Genomic DNA, 20,027 nt, shown 5'->3' on the forward strand with positions numbered 1-20,027 from the left:
GTTATGCAGCTCCTTCGAGGGTGCGTCCCGCTCCGCGGTACTGCTCCCAGGTCCAGCCCAGCGTGCGGCGGGCCATGATGCCGACGGCGTGCCTGCGATAGGCGGCGGTGCCCCGTACGTCGTCGATGGGGTTGCAGGCCCCTGCGGCGAGCTGGGCGAACTGCTTGGCCACGGACGGCGTGATGATCTTTCCGCTCTCCCAGAACCCGCCCTCCTCCAGTGCGGCGTTCAGGAACTCCTCGGCGTCCCTGGCCCGGACCGGGGTCGGGGCGGCGGAGCCGATGCCGGTGCGCACGGTGCGGGTCTCCGGGTGGAGGGCGAGGCCGAAGGCGCAGACGGCGATGACCATCGCGTTGCGGGTGCCCACCTTGGAGTACTGCTGCGGGCCGTCCGCCTTCCTGATGTGCACGGCCCGGATCAGCTCGTCCGGGGCGAGGGCGTTGCGCTTGACGCCGGTGTAGAAGTCGTCGATCGGGATCATCCGCGTCCCCCGTACGGACGCGGCCTCGACCTCGGCTCCCGCGGCGAGCAGCGCCGGGTGGGCGTCCCCGGCGGGCGAGGCGGTGCCCAGGTTGCCCCCGACACCGCCGCGGTTGCGGATCTGCGGCGAGGCGACGGTGTGCGAGGCGAGGGCGAGACCGGGCAGCTCGGCCCGCAGGTGCTCCATGACGGCGCTGTACGGCACGGAGGCGCCGAGGCGCACGGCGTCGGATCCCACCTGCCACTCGGACAGCTCACCGATGCGGTTGAGGTCCATGAGGTACTCGGGCCGGCGGTGGTCGAAGTTGATCTCGACCATCACGTCGGTGCCTCCCGCGATGGGCACAGCCGTCGGGTGCTCGGCCTTGGCGGCGAGCGCTTCCTCCCAGCTGGCGGGGCGAAGGAAGTCCATTGAGTGGCTCTCTTCTTCTCGATCGGGTCGTTCGGCTGGGCTGGGGACGGCCGGCCCTGGACGGGTCGTTCATGTGGTGTTCACGCAGTGTGTGACCCAGTACACAAGCCATGCTCCACCCGGTGCAGTCACCGAAACCATGAAGGAATTGGCTGGTCCCCGTCCGTGTCTTGTAGATTCGAACGAATGGCGGGTACCGGTGACCTCACCGCAACTCACAGGTGACCTCCGCCCTCCCCCGCACCCACGAAGAGATCGGCGGCAATCGACGATGCGGCTGCGCGCACTGCTGGACACCGAGGCGCTGGGCCTCCGGCTGCTCGGCGGCGAGGACGAGCTGGACCGTTCGGTCCGGGGCGTCATGACGACCGACCTGCGCGACCCCAGCCGCTATCTCTCGGGCGGCGAGCTGGTCCTCACGGGCCTGGCGTGGCGCCGGGACGCGTCGGACACGGAGCCCTTCGTACGGATCCTGGCGGGCGCGGGCGTGGCCGGTCTGGCCGCGGGCGAGGCGGAGCTCGGGGCCGTTCCCGACGATCTGGTCGCGGCGTGCCTGCGGCACCGGCTCCCGCTCTTCGCGGTCGACGAGACCGTGGCGTTCGCAACGATCACCGAGCATGTGGTGCGCCAGGTCTCCGGCGAGCGGGCCGGTGACCTCGCCGCGGTCGTCGACCGCCACCGCAGGCTGATGACCTCGGGCCCGGCCGGCGGTGGCCCCGAGGTGGTCCTCGACCTGCTCACCTCCGACCTGGACCTGCGCGCCTGGGTCCTGTCCCCCACGGGCCGGCAGATCGCCGGGGCGGGCGAGCCCCTCCCCGGGCGCACCGGCGCGGAGCTGGCGGGCCGCCATCTCGCGGCGACCCGCACGGGACGCCCGGGGCCGCACCGGGCGGAGGTGGGGGGTACGGCCTATTCGCTGTTCCCGATCCGGAACACCGGGCGTGGGGCCCTGCCCGCCCCGTCCCGCGATGTGCGCGAGTCCGTGCTCTCGGAGTGGCTGCTGGCCGTGGCGGCGGACGCGGGTGACTGGCCGGAGGCCCGTCTGGACCTGCTCCAGGGCGTCACCCAGCTGATCGCGGTCGAACGCGACCGCCGCGACGCGGCCCGCGCGGTACGCCGCAGGCTCGCCCAGGAGGTGCTCGAACTGGTCCAGACGGGCGCGGCCCCGGCCGAGATCGCCGCCAGGCTGCGGGTGGCCGCCCCGGTCCTGCTGCCCGGTGTGGGCACGGCGCCGCACTGGCAGGTCGTGGTGGCCCGGGTCGAGTGGTCGGCGGACGGCCCGGAGCTCTCGGGCGGCCGGGCCGCCCAGGCCCTGCTGGAGGAGATCCTGGTCGACCCGGCCGTGGCGGGCCCCGACTCGGCCGACCGGATCGCCGTGGCGTACACGGGCGAGGAGGCCATCGCCCTCGTACCGCTGACCGCGCTCCCCGCGCCCGGTGCCGACGGGGCGGAGGCGTCCGGGGAGTCCGGCGCCGCGGAGCCGCGGGACACCGCGCTGCACGCGGACGCGCTGCTCGACAGCGTCCGCGCGCCGCTCTCCGCCGGTCTCGCGGACGACGGCCGCCTGACACTGGGTGTCAGCGCCGCCGTCCACTCCGCGGAGGGACTGCGCGGCGCGCTGGAGGAGGCCCGCCACGCCCGCCGGGTCGCCGCGGCCCGCCCCGGCCCGGTCTGCGCGGCCGGCCACCACGAGCTCGCCTCGCACGTGCTGCTGCTGCCCTTCGTCCCGGACGACGTCCGGCGCGCCTTCACGGCCCGGCTCCTGGACCCCCTGCGCGACTACGACCGGCGGCACCGCGCGGAGCTGATCGAGACGCTGGAGGCCTTCCTGGACTGCGACGGTTCCTGGACCCGCTGCGCGGCCCGGCTGCACCTGCACGTCAACACGCTGCGCTATCGCGTCGGACGTATCGAGCAGTTGACGGGACGTGACCTCTCGCGCCTGGAGGACAAGCTCGATTTCTTCCTCGCCCTGCGTATGAGCTGACTTCCCGGGCTCCTCACCGCCCTCCCGGACTTCAGGTGATTGTGAAATCTTTCACCTGACATCGATCCCACCCCTTGGCCCGGCGTGCCATTCCGTGCTGAGATGCGCGCAGACCCTGGCCGGTCCCGGCGTTCGCCGGCCGGCCTCCACAGCTCGATGGCGCGCTCGGGGAGGGCAATGTGGCGCATACCGCCATGTCTGGTTCCGGAACGACCGCAGATGACGATCCGCCGCTCCAGACCGCGGTATGGCGGCTGCGCTCACGGGCCTGCTGGACGGACGCCGCCGCGCTGCTCGGTCCGCAGGCGGCCACCGACCCCGCGGCCGCACTCCAGCGGACCTCGCTGCTGACCGAGCGGTGCCTCTACACGGGGACCGGCTGGACCGACGCCGAGGACGCGCTGCGCGCCGCGGAGGCGCTCGCCCAGGACGACTCCGAGCGCGGGGCCGCCGCCTGCGAGCGCGGCTATCTGGCCTACGCCTCGACGCTGCTCGGGGCGCGCGACCGGGCCGACGAGGCCAGCGTGGCGCTCAGCAGGGCCGCAGCGCTGCTCTCCCCGGCGGCCCCGGGCCGTCCGCTGCTGGACTTCCGCCGGGGCCTGATCGCCCAGAACATCGCCGACTCGCCCCAGTCCGCCCGCGCCGCGTACCGCAGGGCGCACGCCGGTGCCACGGCCCGGGGCGACGCGCTCCTGCTCTCCTTCACCTGGCGGCACCTCGCCTCGCTCGCCCTGGGCGAGGGCGAGCTGGCGGAGGCGCGGCACGGCTTCGCGGAGTCGCTGCGGATAAGGGAGGAGCTGGGCTATCTCGTGGGCACGGCCCCGGCGCTCATCTCGCTCGCGGACGCCGAGCCGGAGCCCGAGGCGGCCGCCCGGCTGCGCGCCGAGGCGGGCCGGCTGTTCCGGCTGCTGGGCGGCGTACCGACCTGGCTCGCGCCCCGGCTGGAGCCCCCGGCCCCGGAGACCGTCGAGGCGAACTGAGCACCCGGCGGCGCCGGGACCTCAGACGTCCGCGCCGTTGAAGTGTTCGCGTACGAGGGACTGCACCACCGTCAGGTCCCGGGCGATGAGCGCGTCCAGCAGCGCCGTGTGCTCCGAGGCGTCGGCGAGCAGGTCGGCCCGGCGGCCTGCCGGGCTGTTGACCAGCGGCCACTGGGACCGGCGGTGGAGCTCGTCGGCGACCGCGACGAGCTGCTGGTTGCCCGACAGCGCGAGGACGGCGCCGTGGAAGGCGCGGTCGCTCTCGGCGTACGCCGCCCGGTCGCCGACGGCCGCCGCCGCGACCGTGGCGTCGGCCAGCGGGCGCAGCGCGCACCAGCCGGCCGCCGGAACCGCGTGGGCGAGCCGCAGCATGACGGGGACCTCGATCAGCGCGCGCACCTCGGCGAGCTCCGCCAGCTCGCGGGGGCCCCGCTCGCTCACCCGGAAGCCGCGGTTCGGCACGACCTCGACGGCGCCCTCGACGGCCAGCTGCTGCATCGCCTCGCGCACCGGGGTGGCGGACACCCCGAAGCGGGCGCCGAGCACCGGGGCCGAGTAGACCTCCCCGGGCTCCAGCTCCCCGCCGACCAGCGCGGCGCGCAGGGCGTCCAGGATCTGCCCGCGCACCGAGTGCCGCTGGACCGTACGGGGCGGGGACGGCTCGCCGTGGGTGTGCTCGCCGCGCGCCTGCTCGGGCACACGGACGTCCTGCGGGGTCCCCGCGGACGCGTACGGCCGCGCGCTCTCCCGCGCTCTGCCCTGCTCCACCGGAACCTCCTCGCACTGGCGGGCCGACTCGCGCGCGCCCGGCCCCTTGTGCACGATAGGCGGAGCGGGCCTCAGTTCAAACACCGATCTCTTCGGGTAAGGTAAGGCTTACCTGCAAAAGATCGTGATTCGGTGGTCCCTGAATGACCGTGCCCGCTCTGCTCGCCGCCACCGCCCCGTCCCCGCTGACGGCGGCGTACACCCGCCTGGCCGAGGTCTTCCCCGGGCTGCGTGCCGAGGTGCTCGCGGACGGCGCCGATGCGCCCTCGGGCAGCGGATGGGTCGGCGCCGCCGAGCTCGCCGCGGGCGGTGCCGCACTGGACGACTTCCTGGCCTGGGACGAGGCACAGGTGCTGCGGGACTACGGCACCCGGGCCCGGCCGGACGTGGTGGCGAGCTTCGGTCTGCACCGGTACGCCTGGCCCGCCTGCCTGCTGGTGACCCTGCCGTGGTTCACGCACCGGCGGGTGCCCCGGATCCCCGTCGCCGACGTCTCGTTCCACCGCGGCCTGGGCCATCTGACGCTGCGCGTCGGCGAGTTCGCCTGTCTGCCGGACGACCCCGCGGCGGACCTGCCCGGCGCCCGGGTGGTTCCCGACGAGCAGGCGCTGCGGGCCGAGGTCCTCGACTCCGTGGCCCAGCACCTCGAACCGGTGCTGGACGGCTTCCGGCCGCGGATGCGGCGCGGGAAGCGGGCCCTGTGGGGCATGGCGACCGACGAGATCGTCGAGGGCCTCTGGTACATCGCCCACCTCCTCGGTGAGGAGAGCCGCGCGATGAAGGAGCTGGAGCTGCTGCTGCCGGGCACCACCAAGCCGTACGTCGGCACGGCCGGCTTCCGTGAACTGACCGGCCCCGACGGCGAATCGCTCCCGACGCGCGACCGCGCGAGCTGCTGCCTCTTCTACACCCTGCGGCCCGAGGACACCTGTGTGACCTGCCCGCGCACCTGCGACGCGGAGCGTGTCCGGAAGCTCACCCCCGCCGCCTGAACCCCCGAGGGCCTCCACCACCCGGGCGAGCGACTGGAATTCGAACGCAACTCGGCTTCTCCGCCCGGGCGTTCGGTTGAATTCCACCCATAGGGAGGCCGCGCGAACCCAATGACGTCCGCTAGTCCCGAAAGCGGCGGGGAGGGACGTTATTTCCGCCAGAATGGCGCCCGAAACGTCCTACGTGACACAAGGGACCGCGCATGAGACTGACCGACATCTCGCTCGACTGGTTGCTTCCGGGCGCCGTACTGCTCGTGGGAGTTCTGGCGGCGGTGACGGTGGTCGCGCGCGGCAAGCGCGCCGCCGAAAAGGCCACAGCCGACGACAGCTGGGAGCGCAGCGAGGAACGCCGCAGGCGCAAGGAAGCGCTCTACGCGACCGCCTCCTACGTCCTGCTGTTCTGCTGCGCCGCCGTCGCCGCCGCCCTCTCCTTCCACGGGCTCGTCGGCTTCGGCCGGCAGAATCTCAACCTCTCCGGGGGCTGGGAGTACCTCGTTCCCTTCGGGCTCGACGGGGCCGCGATGTTCTGTTCGGTGCTCGCGGTCCGCGAGGCCAGCCACGGCGACGCCGCGCTGGGCTCCCGGCTGCTGGTGTGGACGTTCGCGGGTGCCGCCGCCTGGTTCAACTGGGTGCACGCGCCGCGCGGGATGGACCACGCGGGCGCCCCGCACTTCTTCGCGGGGATGTCGCTCTCGGCGGCGGTGCTGTTCGACCGCGCGCTGAAGCAGACCCGCCGGGCGGCCCTGCGCGAACAGGGCCTGGTGCCCCGCCCGTTGCCGCAGATCCGGATCGTACGGTGGCTGCGCGCCCCGAGGGAGACCTTCGGCGCCTGGTCGCTGATGCTCCTGGAGGGCGTACGCACCCTGGACGAGGCGGTGGACGACGTCCGCGAGGACCGCCAGGAGAAGGAGCAGAGCCGGCACCGCCGAAGGGACCAGGCCAAGCTCGACCGGGCCCGCATCAAGGCGCTGAACCGGCAGAACCGGGTCTGGGGGCGCGGCGGCCGGGCCGGCCGTCAGGTGGACGTCCAGGCCCTCGTTCCGGCGCCGGGCGGCCCCGCGGCCGTGGAGCCCGCCCCGACGGAGCCGGGACAACTGCCTCTTCGCCCGCGGCCCTCGCTCCAGGCGGTGAACGGAACGCCTCCCAGGGGCGCGTCGGCACCGGCGGCCGCGGGTGAACCGGCGACCGTCGACCTCACGGCCGAGGACGACACCCAGGCCCTGCCCCGGCTCGATTCGCTGGAGCAGAAACTGAAGGACCTGGAGCAGCAGTTCGGCTGAGCGTCAGGTCGTCCCGGCATTCAGCTCGAACCAGACCACCTTGCCCAGCGCCTGCGTCATGACTCCCCAGGAGTCCGCCAGGCTCTGGACGAGGAGCAGCCCCCTTCCGTGCGTACCGTCGTCGGCGTTCGGTACGTACGGCGCGGGCTCCTGGCCCGTCACGAAGTCGCGCACCTCGACCCGCAGTCTCGCGGGTACCGAGGTGACCGTGACCACGGCGCCGTTCCTCGTGTGGATGAGGGCGTTGGTCACCAGCTCGCTGAGCAGCAGCTCCGCCACCTCCGTCTCCTCCGGTCGCCTGCGACAGCGCAGGAACTCCCTGAGCGCGGCACGCGTCTCTCCCACGGCCGAGAGGTCGGCGTGCCCGAGTCTGCGGTACAGCCGCATGGGCGGGCTCTCCTGTCGTTTCTTCATGTCCCCCGCACGCACTCCGAATCGGCCTCCTTGGTCCGTTTCATGACGTCATGTCTCGAACGCCTTCACCGGATGCATGCCCCACAGCGCCGCCGTCACGCGTCCCGAGGCGTCAACATATGAACGGGCGGTCACGCGGCCCCGGGCGGACGGCCGGCGTGTGACGTTTTCGTACTCACGGTTAACTTCCCAAAAATTCACTCGTGTTGGCGTTGACGGATGGGGTTCTACGCGCGTCATCATGGTGGGCATGCGAATCCCCCCACGGATCACCACGCTCGGCGGCATCGCCGCCCTCCTGTCCGTCCTCTTCGTCGGCGGGCCGGTCACCGCATCGGCCGCGACGGCTCCCCACGCCGCGGCGGTCGGCAGCGTCTGCTACTCCGCGCTGCCGTCCCAGGCCCATGACACGCTGGATCTGATCGACGCGGGCGGCCCGTTCCCGTACGAGCAGGACGGCACCGTCTTCCAGAACCGCGAGGCCCTGCTGCCCAGCCGGAGCACGGGCTATTACCACGAGTACACGGTCATCACGCCCGGCTCCTCGGACCGCGGGGCCCGCCGGATCGTGACGGGCGAACAGGCCGAGGAGGACTACTACACCGCGGACCACTACGAGTCCTTCGACCTGGTCGACCACGACTGCTGAGCCGCACACCCCGGTCCGGTCCGCGCCGTAGTCCCCCACCTGCGGCGCGGGCCATCGGGCCGAAGCCGGAACGCACGCGCTTGTACGCTCCACACATGACCGTGACCTATGTGATCGACGGCTCCCGGATCACCGGCCTGGACAGCTTCTGGGATGTGGTCGGGGAGGCGGTGAACGGCCCGGGCGGCCGTTTCGGCCGTAATCTCGACGCCTTCGCCGACTGCCTCGGCGGTGGCTGCGGCACACCGGAGGACGGCGACTTCGTCTTCGAGTGGCACGACCACGCCCGCTCCGCCCGCGTGCTGGGCCACGAGGAGACCGCCCGCCGGCTGGAGGCTCGGCTCCCCCGGGTGCACCCGACCAACAGGGCGCGGATCGAGGGGGAGCTGGCCGAGGCGCGGGCGGGCCGCGGCCCGACGCTCTTCGACGCCCTCGTCGGGATCTTCGATGAGCGGACCGGGCCCGGGACCCTGCGGCTGCTCTGAGTCCCACGCCCCGAGGCCGCTACGAGCCCACGCCGGCCTCCTCCCGTACGTGGTGCCGGCCGATGGGAAGCATCAGGGGCTTCCCGGAGACCGGGTCCTCGATGATGCGGCTGCGGAGGCCGAACACCGTCTCGACCGTCTCCTCCGTCAGCACCTCGGCGGGGCTGCCGGCGGCGTGGATGCGCCCCGCCGCCAGGGCGATGAGGTGATCCGCGTACCGGGCCGCCAGGTTGAGGTCGTGCAGGACCATCACCACCGTCGTGCCCCGCGTCCGGTTGAGGTCGGTCAGCAGGTCGAGCACCTCGATCTGATGGCTGGCGTCGAGGAACGTGGTGGGCTCGTCGAGCAGCAGCAGATCGGTCTGCTGCGCCAGGGCCATGGCGATCCAGACCCGTTGGCGCTGTCCGCCGGAGAGTTCGTCCACCGCGCGGTCGGCGAGCTCCGCGGTCCGCGTGGTCTCCAGGGCCGACGCCACGGCGGCGTCGTCCTTCTCGCTCCACCGGGTGAAGACCCCCTGGTGGGGGTGGCGCCCGCGGCCCACCAGGTCGAGCACCGTGATGCCCTCGGGGGCGATGGGTGACTGCGGCAGCAGCCCCAGGGTGCGGGCGAGTTCCTTGGCGGGCATCCGGTGCACCTGCCTGCCGTCCAGGAGCACCTGGCCCTTCCGGGGCGCGAGGAGCCGGGACATCGAGCGCAACAGCGTCGACTTTCCGCAGGCGTTGGCCCCGACGATGACCGTGACCTCGCCGGGCGGGACCGTCAGATCGAGGGACTCGACGACCACCCGGTCGCTGTAGCCGAGCGTCAGCCGCTCGGCGGTGAGGGAGTGGGACGTGGTCATATCGAGCCTCCAGCCCGATGGGTGCGGACAATCAGGTAGACGAGGTACGGCGCGCCGAGCACCCCGGTGACGACGCCGACCGGGTAGCGGGTGTCGAAGGCGAACTGGCCGGTGAAGTCGGCGACCAGGACCAGGAGCGCCCCGACCAGTCCGGCGGGCACCAGGAGGGAGCCCCCCGCCCCGACGATCCGGGCCGCGATCGGTCCGGAGAGGAACGCCACGAAGGCGATGGGCCCGGCGGCGGCCGTGGCGAAGGCGATCAGGCCGACGGCGGCCACGATGACCGTGATCCGGGTGCGCTCGACACGGACCCCCAGGGCCGAGGCGGTGTCGTCGCCGAGCCGCAGGGCGGACAGGTTACGGCCCTGCGACAGCAGGACGGGGGTCAGGACGACGACCGCGATCACGGCGGGCACGGTCTGGTCCCAGCCCACGCCGTTCAGGCTGCCCGTCAGCCAGCGCGTGGCCTCCTGGAGGTCCCACTCGGCGGCGCGGGACAGGACGTACGAGGTGATGCTGTCGAGCATCGCGGAGATCCCGATGCCGATCAGGATGAGGCGGGTGCCGACGACGCCGTCCCGGAAGGCCAGGGTGTAGACGAGCAGGGCGACGACGAGGGCGGCGACGATCGCGAGGGCCGACACCTGGGTCTCGTCGAGCGACAGGGTGACGATCGCGATGGCCGCGGCGGCGCTCGCCCCCGAGCTGATGCCGATGACGTCGGGGCTGGCGAGCGGGTTGCGCAGCATCGTCTGGAAGGTGACGCCGGCCATGCCGAAGCTGAACCCGGCCGTCACGGCGAGCACCGCGCGCGGCAGCCTCAGCCGTCCGACGGTGAACGACGCCCCGGGCACCTGCTCCCCGAGGATCACCCTGATCACGTCGCGGGGCGGGTAGAAGGTCTGGCCGGCCATCAGGGTCACGGCGAACGCGGCGACCACGAGCACGGCCAGGACCAGCGCGACGAGGCGCCGGCGGGAGGCGTTCCTGACGCGTCCGCGGGTGACCTCGTGGAGGACGGAGGGCCGGGTGACGGCGGGGGCGCTCACAGGGCACGCACTTTCTGACGGCGGACGGTCCAGATGAAGAACGGGGCGCCGATCAGCGCCGTCACGATGCCCACGTCGACCTCCGAGGGCCGTGCCGCGATCCGGCCGACGACGTCGGCCGCGGTCAGGAGGGCGGCCCCGGTCACCGCGGAGAACGGCAGCAGCCACCGGTGGTCGACGCCGACCATCAGCCGGCACGCGTGCGGGACGACGAGTCCGACGAAGCCGATCGGTCCGGCGGCGGCCGTCGCGGCGCCGCACAGGACGACGGCGCCGACCGCCGCGGTGGCCCGGGCGACCGCGACCCGTTCGCCGAGCCCGGCGGCGAGTTCGTCGCCGAGGGCCAGCGAGTTGAGCGCCCGCGCGGAGAGCAGGCAGATGAGCGCGCCGACGCCGAGGAACGGCAGCACATGGCCGATGCGTTCGTAGGAGGCGCCTCCGACGCCGCCGATCTGCCAGAGCCGGAAGGACCCCGAGATGTCGTTGCGGGGCAGCACGACCGCGGTCACCAGCGAGGCGAACGCCGCCGAGGTGGCGGCGCCCGCGAGGGCGAGCTTGAGGGGCGTGGCACCGCCGCGCCCCAGGGAGCCGACGGTGTAGACGAACACGGCGGAGAGGCCCGCGCCGGCCATGGCGACCCAGACGTATCCGGTCGGCGACGTGAGCCCGAAGAAGGCGACGCCGGTGACCACGGCCAGCGAGGCGCCCATGTTGACGCCGAGGATGCCCGGGTCGGCCAGCGGATTGCGGGTCACCCCCTGCATGACCCCGCCGGCCAGCCCGAGGGCCGCACCGATCACCACGGCGAGCAGGGTGCGCGGGATCCGCTTGGTGACGGCCGCCTGTTCCAGCGTGCCGTCCGCGCCGCCGAGCGCGCTCCAGACGTCGGACCAGGCCACGGTGCGCGAGCCGACGGCGACCGAGAGCACGGACACCGCCGCCAGCAGGAGCAGGGTGAGCAGCAGCCACAGGATCCGGACACGCGCCGGACGCCGCACCACGGCGGCGTCCGGTGTGTGTCGGGTGTCGAGCGTCGTCACTTGACCTTGTCCGCGGCCTTGGCGAGCTCGGCCACGTAGTCCTCCAGCACCCAGGAGATCGACAGCGGCGTGGGGTTCGCGGCGGTGGCCAGCGGGGCGCTGCCCGGCAGCAGGTAGACGGAACCGCGCTCCACGGCGGGGATCTTGGAGAGCAGCGGGTCCTTCTGGAGCGTCCTGAGCAGTTCGCCCTTGTCGTCGCCGTAGCCGGTGATGATGTCGACGTCGTCGAACGCGTCGATCTGCTCCGCGCTCTTGGTCAGCGCGAACTTGTCGGTGCCCTTGGACGCCTCGGCGATGCTGCCGGGGATCTTCAGGCCGAGGTCCTCGAAGAACAGGGTGCGGGTGTCGTGGCTCGTGTAGAAGCCGACCTCGCTCACGTCGTTGGGGTCGACGTGCGTCATGAACATCGCCGACTTCCCCTTCAGCTGCGGGTACTTGGCGACGGTCTTCCTGATGTCGCCCTTGACCTCGCCGATCAGCTTCTCGCCCTCCTCGGCGCGGCCGATCGCCTTGCTGTTCATCTGGATGATCTCGCGCCACGGGGTGGCCCACGCGGCCTCCGGGTACGCCACCACGGGGGCGATGTCGCTCAGGGTCTTGTAGTCCTGCTTCGTCAGCCCGGAGTACGAGGCGAGGATGACGTCCGGCTTCGTGTCGGCCACGGCCTCGAAGTCGATGCCGTCGGTCTCGTCGAACAGGACCGGGGTCTTGGCGTCCAGCTCCTTCAGCCTGTCGGCGACCCAGGGCAGGACGCCGTCGCCGTCGTCGTCACCGAAGTTCGCGGCCGCCATGCCGACGGGGACGACCCCGAGGGCCAGCGGCACCTCGTGGTTGGCCCAGTTCACCGTGGCGACGCGCTTGGGTTCGGACGGGATCGTGGTCGTGCCGAGCGCGTGCTCGATCGTCATCGGGAAAGCCCCCGAACCGGCCTTGCCGCTCGTGCCCTTGTCGGACTCGGACTCCCCGCCGCAGGCCGTGAGGCCCACCAGCAGGGCAGCCGCGACGACGACTGCGCGAAGGGGGTGTGGACGCATGGATCCGTACTCCAGTTTCAGGATGGGCGGTGCCGCCTCACACGTCCGCGTGGGCGGTGCGCCGGAAACGCTCAAGGCACTCGCTCAAGGCACTTAGGTAAGGCTTGGCTTCCCTGTGACCTTATGGAACCCATAGGTTTGTCGCAATCGACCATTTGAGACAGCGCTTGTAGCGATCGGGACATCAGGAGCGCACGGAACCGTCGGGCAACCCCGCGAGGGGCACGCTCAGCGGCCCCGGAAGGATCCCGGTGTCAGTCCGGTCGTACGGCGGAAGGCGGCGCCGAACGCGCTCGCGGAGCGGTAGCCGACCTCCTCCGCGACGGCCTCCACCTCCCAGCCCCGGGTGAGGAGTTCGACCGCGTGCTGTGCCCGGACACCGGCCACCCAGCGCGCGAAGCTGGTGCCGGTCTCGGCGTTGAAGGCACGGGTGACCGTGCGGGTGCTCACGCCCAGCTCGGCGGCCCACCGCGACAGCGTCCGCTGGTCGCCCGGGTTCTCGCGCACCGCGTCGGCGATCGGGCGCAGCAGCGGCGACGTCGGGACCTGGACCAGCAGCTCCCGGGGGGACGGGGTGAGCACGTCCAGCACCATCGCCTCCGTCGCGCCCCGGGAGCCGGGGTCCAGACCGGCGTCGCCGAGCCGTTCCAGCAGCAGGCGGAGCAGCGGGGTGATCTCGACGGCCACGGGGACGTCGGAGAGCGAGGGCGTGGTGGCACGGCCGAAGAAGGTCGCGCGGAACCACGTCCCGGCGACGGCGGAGCCGGAGTGCACGGTCCCGGCCGGCATCCACAGGCCGAGGGTCGGGGTGATCGTCCAGGCCCGCGCGCCCACCACGGCCATGGAGGCGCCCCGCTCGTTCCAGAGCAGTTCGTCCCAGGGGTGGGCGTGGGCGTTCCAGCTGGTGTCGCGCGCGACGGTCTCTTCGTACCCGTGGATGACGAACGACGCCCGCACCGCCGCCGGGTCCTGCTCCGGCACGGTGCGGGTCTCCCTGGTCACGGCGCGGCCCCCGGCCCGCCGGTGGCCGGCACCGGGCCGTCACCGGCGGGAGGGGTCAGTCGCATGCCCTCAACATTACCGAGGCCACCGGGCGGCCCCGGTCACGGCTCGGGTCAGGGCCGCGGGACGTTACGCAGGTTGGAGCGGGCCATCTGGAGCATCCGGCCGACCCCGCCGTCCAGGACGATCTTGCTGGCGGAGAGCGCGAAGCCGGTGACCATGTCGGCGCTGATCTTCGGCGGGATGGAGAGGGCGTTCGGGTCGGTGACCACGTCGACGAGTGCGGGCCCCTTGTGCTTGAAGGCGTCCTTGAGCGCGCTCTCCAGCTGCTTGGGCTTCTCCACCCGCACCCCGTAGGCGCCGGCGGCCCGCGCGATCTCCGCGAAGTCGGGGTTCTTGTTGGTCGTACCGAACGAGGGCAGCCCCCCGACCAGCATCTCCAGCTCGACCATGCCGAGCGAGGAGTTGTTGAACAGGACGACCTTCACGGGCAGGTTGTACTGGACGAGCGTGAGGAAGTCGCCCATCAGCATGGTGAATCCGCCGTCGCCGGACATCGAGACGACCTGCCGGTTCCGGTCGGTGAACTGGGCCCCGATCGCCTGCGGCAGCGCGTTCGCCATCGAGCCATGACTGAACGAACCGATGACCCTGCGCTTGCCGTTGGGCGTGAGATAGCGGGCCGCCCACACATTGCACATGCCGGTGTCGACGGTGAAGACGGCGTCGTCGTCCGCGAGTTCGTCGAGGACCGAGGCGACGTACTCGGGGTGGATCGGGACGTGCTTCTCGACCTTGCGGGTGTACGCCTTGACCACGCCCTCGAGCGCGTCGGCGTGCTTCTTCAGCATCCGGTCGAGGAACTTGCGGTCGGTCTTGACCTTCACGCGCGGGGTGAGGGCGCGCAGCGTCTCGCGCACGTCGCCCCACACCGCCAGGTCGAGCTGGGACCGCCGCCCCAGGTGCTCGGGGCGCACATCGACCTGGACGATCTTCACATCGTCCGGGAGGAACGCGTTGTACGGGAAGTCGGTGCCCAGCAGGATCAGCAGATCGCACTCGTGGGTGGCCTCGTACGCGGCTCCGTAGCCGAGCAGCCCGCTCATGCCCACGTCGTACGGGTTGTCGTACTGGATCCACTCCTTGCCGCGCAGCGCGTGACCGACCGGGGACTTCACCCGCTCGGCGAACTCCATCACCTCGGCGTGCGCGCCCGCCGTCCCGCTTCCGCAGAACAGCGTCACCCGTTTGGCCTTGTCGATCATCTCGCAGAGCTTGTCGATCTCCTGGTCACCGGGTTTCACGGAGGGCCGTGAGGTGACCAGGGCGTGCTCGATCGACTTCTCCGGCGCCGGCTGCGAGGCGATGTCGCCGGGCATGGTCACGACGCTGACGCCACCGCGCCCGATGGCGTGCTGGATCGCCGTCTGGAGCAGCCGCGGCATCTGCTGCGGGTTGGAGATCATCTCGTTGTAGTGGCTGCACTCCTGGAAGAGCAGCTCCGGATGGGTCGCCTGGAAGTAGGCGAGGCCGATCTCGCTCGACGGGATGTGCGAGGCGAGGGCCAGCACCGGGGCCATGGAGCGGTGGGCGTCGTAGAGGCCGTTGATGAGGTGGAGATTGCCCGGCCCGCACGACCCGGCGCAGGCGGCCAGGGTGCCGGTGATCTGGGCCTCGGCACCGGCGGCGAACGCGGCGGTCTCCTCGTGCCTGACCTGGACCCACTCGACGGCGGGGTTGCGCCGGATGGCGTCGACCACGGGGTTGAGGCTGTCGCCGACGACGCCGTACAGCCGCTTGACCCCCGCCCGCACGAGGATGTCGACGAACTGTTCCGACACGTTCTGCTTGGCCATGGGTGCGCACCCTCTCTGCCTCAGGCTGTCCGTGCCTCCATCAACCCACGGCGTGCGCGGTTACGCCTCCCAGACGGCGGCGCTCGTACGGTCGTCGGCGTACCCCTTGATCCTCAGCTGGGTGTCGGCGAGATAGGCGGGCAGCCCGGGCGGGCCGTCGGTCCCCCAGCGCCGCGCGAGCTCCTCGGCGAGCGCCGGCTCGTCGCGCATCGGTTCGGCCAGGCCGTTCCCGCAGAGCAGCAGGGTGTCCCCGGGGCGGGCGACGGACGCCCGGAAGCGGAAGGGCTCGGCGGGCGGTGGCGGCGGGCCCCCGGCATACGGGGAGGGGTGCGTGGTGATCTGGAGGTCCATCGTCAGCCGGTCCCCGCCGGGGGTCTGTTCGCCCACCGCCCCGCCGGTCGCGGGGAGCTCCGGGTCGAGGTCCTGCCAGGCCCCGTCACGGAGGCGGAAGAGGCCGCCCGGCCCCGTGCCGAAGAAGACCCGGGTGCGGCACTCCGGGTCGGCGGAGAGCAGCAGACAGCGCAGGCCGGCGGTGTACGCGGACGGTTCGAGGCCGAGTTCGGCGGCGCGGGCGCGCAGCTTGCCGTGGGTGCGGTCGGTGAGGCGGTGCAGCCCGGACCTGAGGTCTCCCCTGCGGCCCTGCCGTATGTCGTCGGAGAGCCGGGCATGGCTGCGGGCGACCGATCCGCCGATCCAGCGACAGGCGTCGGCCGCGGCGCGGTGCGCCTCCTCCGGACCCCGGGCGCCGCCGGCCACCGCGACCAGCACCAGGGCGCCGTCGCCGGTGCCGAAGCGGGCGGTGAGCAGCGCGTCGCGGCGGGGCTCCCCACGGAAACGCGCGGAGTCCCCGCGCACGGAGGCGGCCCGCAGGGTGTACGTCCCGTACCTGGCGCCGTCGAGGACCGTGTCGGGGACGAGGGCGTCGAGGTCGTCGGGGCCGGAGGCGGGGAGCGCGGCGGGCTCGGCGTCGTAGGTGGGCGGCCGGTCCCCGATGTGGCCGACCTCGGGGCGCACCGGCGGGCCTGATGCGGCCGAAGGCGCCGGGGCCTTCTCCGGCGCGGGAGCCGGAGGCGCGGCGGGCGTCCGTACGGCGAAGGTCCGCGGCCCCGCGGGCCCGGCGGGAGCCTCCCAGGGGGCGCGCCCGACCGCGACGGTGGGCGGGGGCGAGGGTGCCACTGGGGCGGTCCCGGGCTCGGCGGTGGGCGGCGGGGGCGGGGATACCTCTGCGGCGGACCCGGGATCGGCGGTCCGCGGCGCGGGGCCCTTCGGCGGCCGCGGGCCAGGACCGGGGGCGTGGTCCGTCTCCGGCAGGCGCGGGTCGGGCAGCGGCACCGCCGCGGCCGGGCGGCCCACCGGCTCCGCCTCCGGCCCGCCCACGGCGTCCGACGCCGAGTCGAAGCGGTCGTCGAGGCTGTCGGCGGCACCGCTCGGCCCGGTGTCCGGAGCGGTCTCGTCGTACAGCGCGCGCCACCAGTCGTCCTCGTGGGCGGCCGGCTTCTCCCCCTGCTGACTCATGACCGTATTGTCGACCGCTCGGGCCGCGCGAAAACGGGTCATCGGGAAAAGTGGCCCGGAAGTGGCACCACGAGGTGACCCGCCAGGCGTCCCCACCCCCCACGGGAAGGTCGCCCGGCGGGCCGGTCTCTACGATCAGCCCACCGCCCGTGGGGCGGCTGTTGCTGCGGTGGCGCCAGATTGACAGAGAGACAGGTGCTACGGGGCATGATGGGCCCGGCGGGTTTACGCCGTGGCTCTTTTCCGCCACCGCGCGCCCCGCCCGACGGGCGCAGGCTTGCGCGAGCACCGATCCGGGGAGGGCCCGAGGATGCTGTCAGCGATAGGTCTCGACGAGAGACAGGAAGCGGCTTACCGGGCGCTGGTCGCGGCCGGTGCCGCAGAGCTCTCCGACCTCGCACGCCGGCTGGCACTTCCGGAGGCGGACACCGAGCGCGCGCTGCGCCGGCTGGAACAGCAGGGGCTCGTGGCCCAGTCGTCGTCACGGGCGGACCGCTGGGTAGCCGCGCCGCCCGGGGTCGCGCTGGGCGCCCTGCTGACCCAGCAGCGTCATGAGCTCGAACAGGCGGAGCTGGCGTCCGCGCTGCTCGCCGAGGAGTACCGGGCGGAGGCCGCCGAACCCGCGGTCCACGACCTGGTCGAGGTGGTGACGGGCGCCAGCGCCGTGGCGCACCGGTTCCATCAACTGCAGCTGGGCGCCACGTCCGAGGTCTGCGCGCTGGTCACGGGGAAGCCGATCGCGGTCACCGGGATGGAGAACGAGTCCGAGGAGCGGGCGGCGATGCGGGGCGTGTCCTACCGCGTGGTCGTCGAGCGCGACGTGCTGTCGCTGCCGTCCGGGATCGTGGAGCTGTCGGCGGCACTGAGCCGCGACGAGCAGTGCCGGGTGGTGGACCGGGTGCCGACGAAGCTGGTGGTCGCCGACGCCGCGCTGGCCATGGTGCCGCTGACCGGCCGGGGGGCCGAGCCCGCCGCGCTGGTCATTCACGCCAGCGGGCTGCTGGAGTCCCTGATGGGCCTCTTCGAGGCCGTCTGGCGGGACGCGATGCCGCTGCGGCTCGGCACGGGCGGGATCAGCGAGGAGAACGGTCCGGGTGCGGACGCGACCGATCTGGAGATCCTCTCGCTGCTGCTGGCCGGTCTGACGGACGCGAGCGTGGCGAAGCAGCTCGACCTGGGGCTGCGGACGGTGCAGCGGCGGGTGAAGGGGCTCATGGAGCTCACCGGGGTCACCACCCGGCTGCAGCTCGGCTGGCACGCGTACGAACGCGGCTGGGTGGCCCGCGCCCCGCGCTGACCGCCCCGGTCGGCGCCTTCGGCCGCTCGTGGAGCCGCGCTGACGGGCGGGACCCGGCGTCCTCCTGCACGCTGGTCGAATGAGTGTGTGGCAGCTCGTTGCCGTCGGGGCGGTGATGCTGCTCGGCCTGGTCGGCGTACTGGTGCCGGGCGTGCCCGGGCAGGCGATCGTCTGGGCCGCGGTGCTGTGGTGGGCGCTGACCGATCCGACGCCGGTCGCCTGGGGCGTGCTGATCGGCGCGACCTGTCTGCTGCTGTTCAACCAGGCGCTGAAGGCGCTGCTGCCCTCGCGGCGCCCCCGTGAGTCGGGGGCGCCGCGCAGAACGCTGATGGCCGGCGGGATCGCGGCGATCGTCGGCTTCTTCGTGATCCCGGTGGTGGGCGGGGTCCTGGGGTACGTGGGTGCGGTCTACGGTGCCGAACGCCTGCGCCTGGGCAGCCGCGCGGCGGGCTGGACCTCGCTCAGGTCGGTGATGCGGGCGACGGGGTACTCGGTGCTGGTGGAGCTGTTCTGCTGTCTGCTGGCCGTGGGGGCCTGGCTGGGCGCAGTCGTCTGGGGCTGAGGACTGCTGGGCTGAGGACCGCCGGGGCCGAGGACCGCCGGGGTGGCCGTGTGGCCACCCCGGCCGCCCCTTCAGCGCAGCCTGCCCCGCTTCATCTCCATGGCGGCCCGGCCCTCGGCGCCCCTGCGCTTCCATTCGCGCAGGGTCTCCGAGCGCAGCCGTGCGTCCGTCTTCGCCGCGATGCGGTGGTTCTCGCGGAGCAGCTTGCGGTAGCTGTCGAGACGCCGCTCGGGCAGCGAGCCGTCGTCGACGGCGCCCAGCACGGCGCAGCCGGGCTCGGCCTCGTGGGCGCAGTCGTGGAAGCGGCACCGCCGGGCCAGGTCCTCGATCTCGGAGAAGACCTGGCCGACGCCGGCCTCCGCGTCCCAGAGGCCGACCCCCCGCAGCCCGGGGGTGTCGATGAGGACACCGCCGTCCGGCAGCACCAGGAGGTTGCGCGTGGTCGTGGTGTGACGGCCCTTGCCGTCCACGTCCCGCGCCGCCCGCACGTCCATCACGTCCTCGCCGAGCAGCGTGTTGGCGAGGGTGGACTTGCCGGCGCCGGAGGTGCCGAGCAGCACGCTCGTACCGCCGCCGACGATCGCGCGGAACACGTCGACGCCCTCCCCCGTGGTGGAGCTGACGGGGAGCACCTGCACCCCGGGGGCGATGCGTTCGACGTCCTCGACGAGGTGGGACAGCGTGGTCGCGTCGGGGACGAGGTCGGCCTTGGTGAGCAGCACGAGGGGGTGTGCCTCGGCCGCCTCGTGATGGCCGGGCGGGGTCCCGTCGCCGAGCAGGGCGGCTCCGTCGGTGCTGGACATGGCCAGCGCCAGGAACCGTTCCAGCCGTCCGAGGTCCAGCTCGACGGCGAGCGAGACACAGATGACGACGTGGTCGATGTTGGTGGCGAGCACCTGCCCCTCGGAGCGCTGCGAGGAGGTGGAGCGTACGAACGCGGTACGGCGGGGCAGGAGCGTACGGACGAACCGCGGGTCGCCGTCCGGGTCGACGGCCACCCAGTCGCCGGTGCAGACGATCCGCATCGGGTCACGGGGCACCACGAAGGCGGTGTCCGCCTGGAGGGTGCCGGCCGGGGTGACCACGTCGCACCGGCCGCGGTCCACCCGCACCACGCGCCCCGGCAGGAGTCCCTGCTCGGCGTACGGGGCGAAGGTGTCGGCCCACGCGTCGTCCCAGCCGTACGGGGCCAGCGGGTGCGACGGGGTGGAAGCCTGGGAAAGGGAGAAAGACAAGGGAAACCCTTCACAAGGGCGGCCCCGGCACCGCGCGTTCGAACGCGGAGGGAAAGAGTGAAGGTCAGCCGGTGGCCGCAGGGGTGGGAACGATGTACTCCGGGACGTGGGCAGCGCCCACCGCGACGACAGTCATCAATGTCCTC

The 20,027-nt window shown here is 72.9% G+C and carries 19 protein-coding genes; 8 read left to right on the forward strand and 11 right to left on the reverse strand.

Annotated elements, in window-relative coordinates; translation table 11 throughout:
* Position 1: 1 nt before the first annotated feature.
* The gene (locus ACZ607_RS07295) at positions 2-892 is read right to left on the reverse strand and encodes an FAD binding domain-containing protein (protein ID WP_469732660.1); all 891 of its coding nucleotides are present in this window, start codon (positions 890-892) and stop codon (positions 2-4) included.
* A 271-nt stretch (positions 893-1,163) separates the two neighbouring features.
* Here ACZ607_RS07295 and ACZ607_RS07300 point away from each other — a divergent pair, with 271 nt between their 5' ends.
* Together ACZ607_RS07300 and ACZ607_RS07305 are read left to right on the forward strand one after the other, a co-directional pair.
* Positions 1,164-2,879, forward strand: coding sequence for a PucR family transcriptional regulator (locus ACZ607_RS07300; protein WP_469732662.1), 1,716 nt, complete (start codon positions 1,164-1,166; stop codon positions 2,877-2,879).
* A 194-nt stretch (positions 2,880-3,073) separates the two neighbouring features.
* Positions 3,074-3,859 (forward strand): hypothetical protein, encoded by a 786-nt coding sequence (locus tag ACZ607_RS07305; RefSeq protein ID WP_469732664.1) that lies wholly within the window; start codon positions 3,074-3,076, stop codon positions 3,857-3,859.
* Positions 3,860-3,880: 21 nt separating this feature from the next.
* Here the strand turns inward: ACZ607_RS07305 and ACZ607_RS07310 are convergent, their stop codons facing one another.
* The gene (locus ACZ607_RS07310; RefSeq protein WP_469732666.1) at positions 3,881-4,627 is read right to left on the reverse strand and encodes a GntR family transcriptional regulator; all 747 of its coding nucleotides are present in this window, start codon (positions 4,625-4,627) and stop codon (positions 3,881-3,883) included.
* Between the two features lie 143 nt (positions 4,628-4,770).
* Here ACZ607_RS07310 and ACZ607_RS07315 point away from each other — a divergent pair, with 143 nt between their 5' ends.
* Together ACZ607_RS07315 and ACZ607_RS07320 are read left to right on the forward strand one after the other, a co-directional pair.
* The gene (locus tag ACZ607_RS07315) at positions 4,771-5,619 is read left to right on the forward strand and encodes a (2Fe-2S)-binding protein (RefSeq protein ID WP_469732668.1); all 849 of its coding nucleotides are present in this window, start codon (positions 4,771-4,773) and stop codon (positions 5,617-5,619) included.
* Positions 5,620-5,822: 203 nt separating this feature from the next.
* The gene (locus ACZ607_RS07320; protein WP_469732670.1) at positions 5,823-6,902 is read left to right on the forward strand and encodes a DUF2637 domain-containing protein; all 1,080 of its coding nucleotides are present in this window, start codon (positions 5,823-5,825) and stop codon (positions 6,900-6,902) included.
* A gap of 3 nt (positions 6,903-6,905) precedes the next feature.
* Here the strand turns inward: ACZ607_RS07320 and ACZ607_RS07325 are convergent, their stop codons facing one another.
* Complete coding sequence (locus ACZ607_RS07325; protein ID WP_469732672.1) at positions 6,906-7,316, reverse strand: ATP-binding protein; 411 nt, start codon at positions 7,314-7,316, stop codon at positions 6,906-6,908.
* Positions 7,317-7,566: 250 nt separating this feature from the next.
* Here ACZ607_RS07325 and ACZ607_RS07330 point away from each other — a divergent pair, with 250 nt between their 5' ends.
* A complete protein-coding gene (locus ACZ607_RS07330) occupies positions 7,567-7,965 on the forward strand; it encodes a guanyl-specific ribonuclease (protein ID WP_469732673.1) in 399 nt (132 codons plus the stop codon).
* Positions 7,966-8,060: 95 nt separating this feature from the next.
* The gene (locus ACZ607_RS07335) at positions 8,061-8,450 is read left to right on the forward strand and encodes a barstar family protein (RefSeq protein WP_469732675.1); all 390 of its coding nucleotides are present in this window, start codon (positions 8,061-8,063) and stop codon (positions 8,448-8,450) included.
* A gap of 19 nt (positions 8,451-8,469) precedes the next feature.
* On the opposite strand, the gene ACZ607_RS07340 is transcribed toward ACZ607_RS07335, so the two are convergent.
* From ACZ607_RS07340 to ACZ607_RS07370, 7 genes are all read right to left on the reverse strand, one after another.
* Entirely contained in the window at positions 8,470-9,291 is an 822-nt protein-coding gene (locus ACZ607_RS07340; RefSeq protein WP_469732677.1) for an ABC transporter ATP-binding protein, read from the reverse strand.
* Positions 9,288-10,340, reverse strand: a complete 1,053-nt coding sequence (locus ACZ607_RS07345; RefSeq protein ID WP_469732678.1) for a FecCD family ABC transporter permease — start codon at positions 10,338-10,340, stop codon at positions 9,288-9,290. The genes ACZ607_RS07340 and ACZ607_RS07345 overlap by 4 nt, the downstream gene beginning before the upstream one ends.
* Complete coding sequence (locus tag ACZ607_RS07350; RefSeq protein WP_469732680.1) at positions 10,337-11,380, reverse strand: FecCD family ABC transporter permease; 1,044 nt, start codon at positions 11,378-11,380, stop codon at positions 10,337-10,339. The genes ACZ607_RS07345 and ACZ607_RS07350 overlap by 4 nt, the downstream gene beginning before the upstream one ends.
* Complete coding sequence (locus ACZ607_RS07355; protein ID WP_469732682.1) at positions 11,377-12,414, reverse strand: iron-siderophore ABC transporter substrate-binding protein; 1,038 nt, start codon at positions 12,412-12,414, stop codon at positions 11,377-11,379. The genes ACZ607_RS07350 and ACZ607_RS07355 overlap by 4 nt, the downstream gene beginning before the upstream one ends.
* Positions 12,415-12,642: 228 nt before the next feature.
* Entirely contained in the window at positions 12,643-13,416 is a 774-nt protein-coding gene (locus ACZ607_RS07360) for a helix-turn-helix domain-containing protein (protein WP_469732684.1), read from the reverse strand.
* A gap of 113 nt (positions 13,417-13,529) precedes the next feature.
* The gene (locus tag ACZ607_RS07365; RefSeq protein WP_469732686.1) at positions 13,530-15,272 is read right to left on the reverse strand and encodes a pyruvate dehydrogenase; all 1,743 of its coding nucleotides are present in this window, start codon (positions 15,270-15,272) and stop codon (positions 13,530-13,532) included.
* 60 nt (positions 15,273-15,332) lie between these two features.
* Positions 15,333-16,787, reverse strand: a complete 1,455-nt coding sequence (locus ACZ607_RS07370; protein WP_469732688.1) for a protein phosphatase 2C domain-containing protein — start codon at positions 16,785-16,787, stop codon at positions 15,333-15,335.
* Between the two features lie 310 nt (positions 16,788-17,097).
* Between ACZ607_RS07370 and ACZ607_RS07375 the strand changes: the two genes are divergently transcribed.
* Together ACZ607_RS07375 and ACZ607_RS07380 are read left to right on the forward strand one after the other, a co-directional pair.
* Positions 17,098-18,084, forward strand: a complete 987-nt coding sequence (locus tag ACZ607_RS07375) for a helix-turn-helix domain-containing protein (protein WP_099174993.1) — start codon at positions 17,098-17,100, stop codon at positions 18,082-18,084.
* 79 nt (positions 18,085-18,163) lie between these two features.
* A complete protein-coding gene (locus ACZ607_RS07380; RefSeq protein WP_469732690.1) occupies positions 18,164-18,646 on the forward strand; it encodes a DUF456 domain-containing protein in 483 nt (160 codons plus the stop codon).
* Positions 18,647-18,717: 71 nt separating this feature from the next.
* Here the strand turns inward: ACZ607_RS07380 and rsgA are convergent, their stop codons facing one another.
* Positions 18,718-19,881, reverse strand: coding sequence for a ribosome small subunit-dependent GTPase A (gene rsgA / locus ACZ607_RS07385; protein WP_469732692.1), 1,164 nt, complete (start codon positions 19,879-19,881; stop codon positions 18,718-18,720).
* Positions 19,882-20,027: the final 146 nt, after the last annotated feature.

The sequence above is a fragment of the Streptomyces sp. NPDC104381 genome (assembly GCF_055583745.1).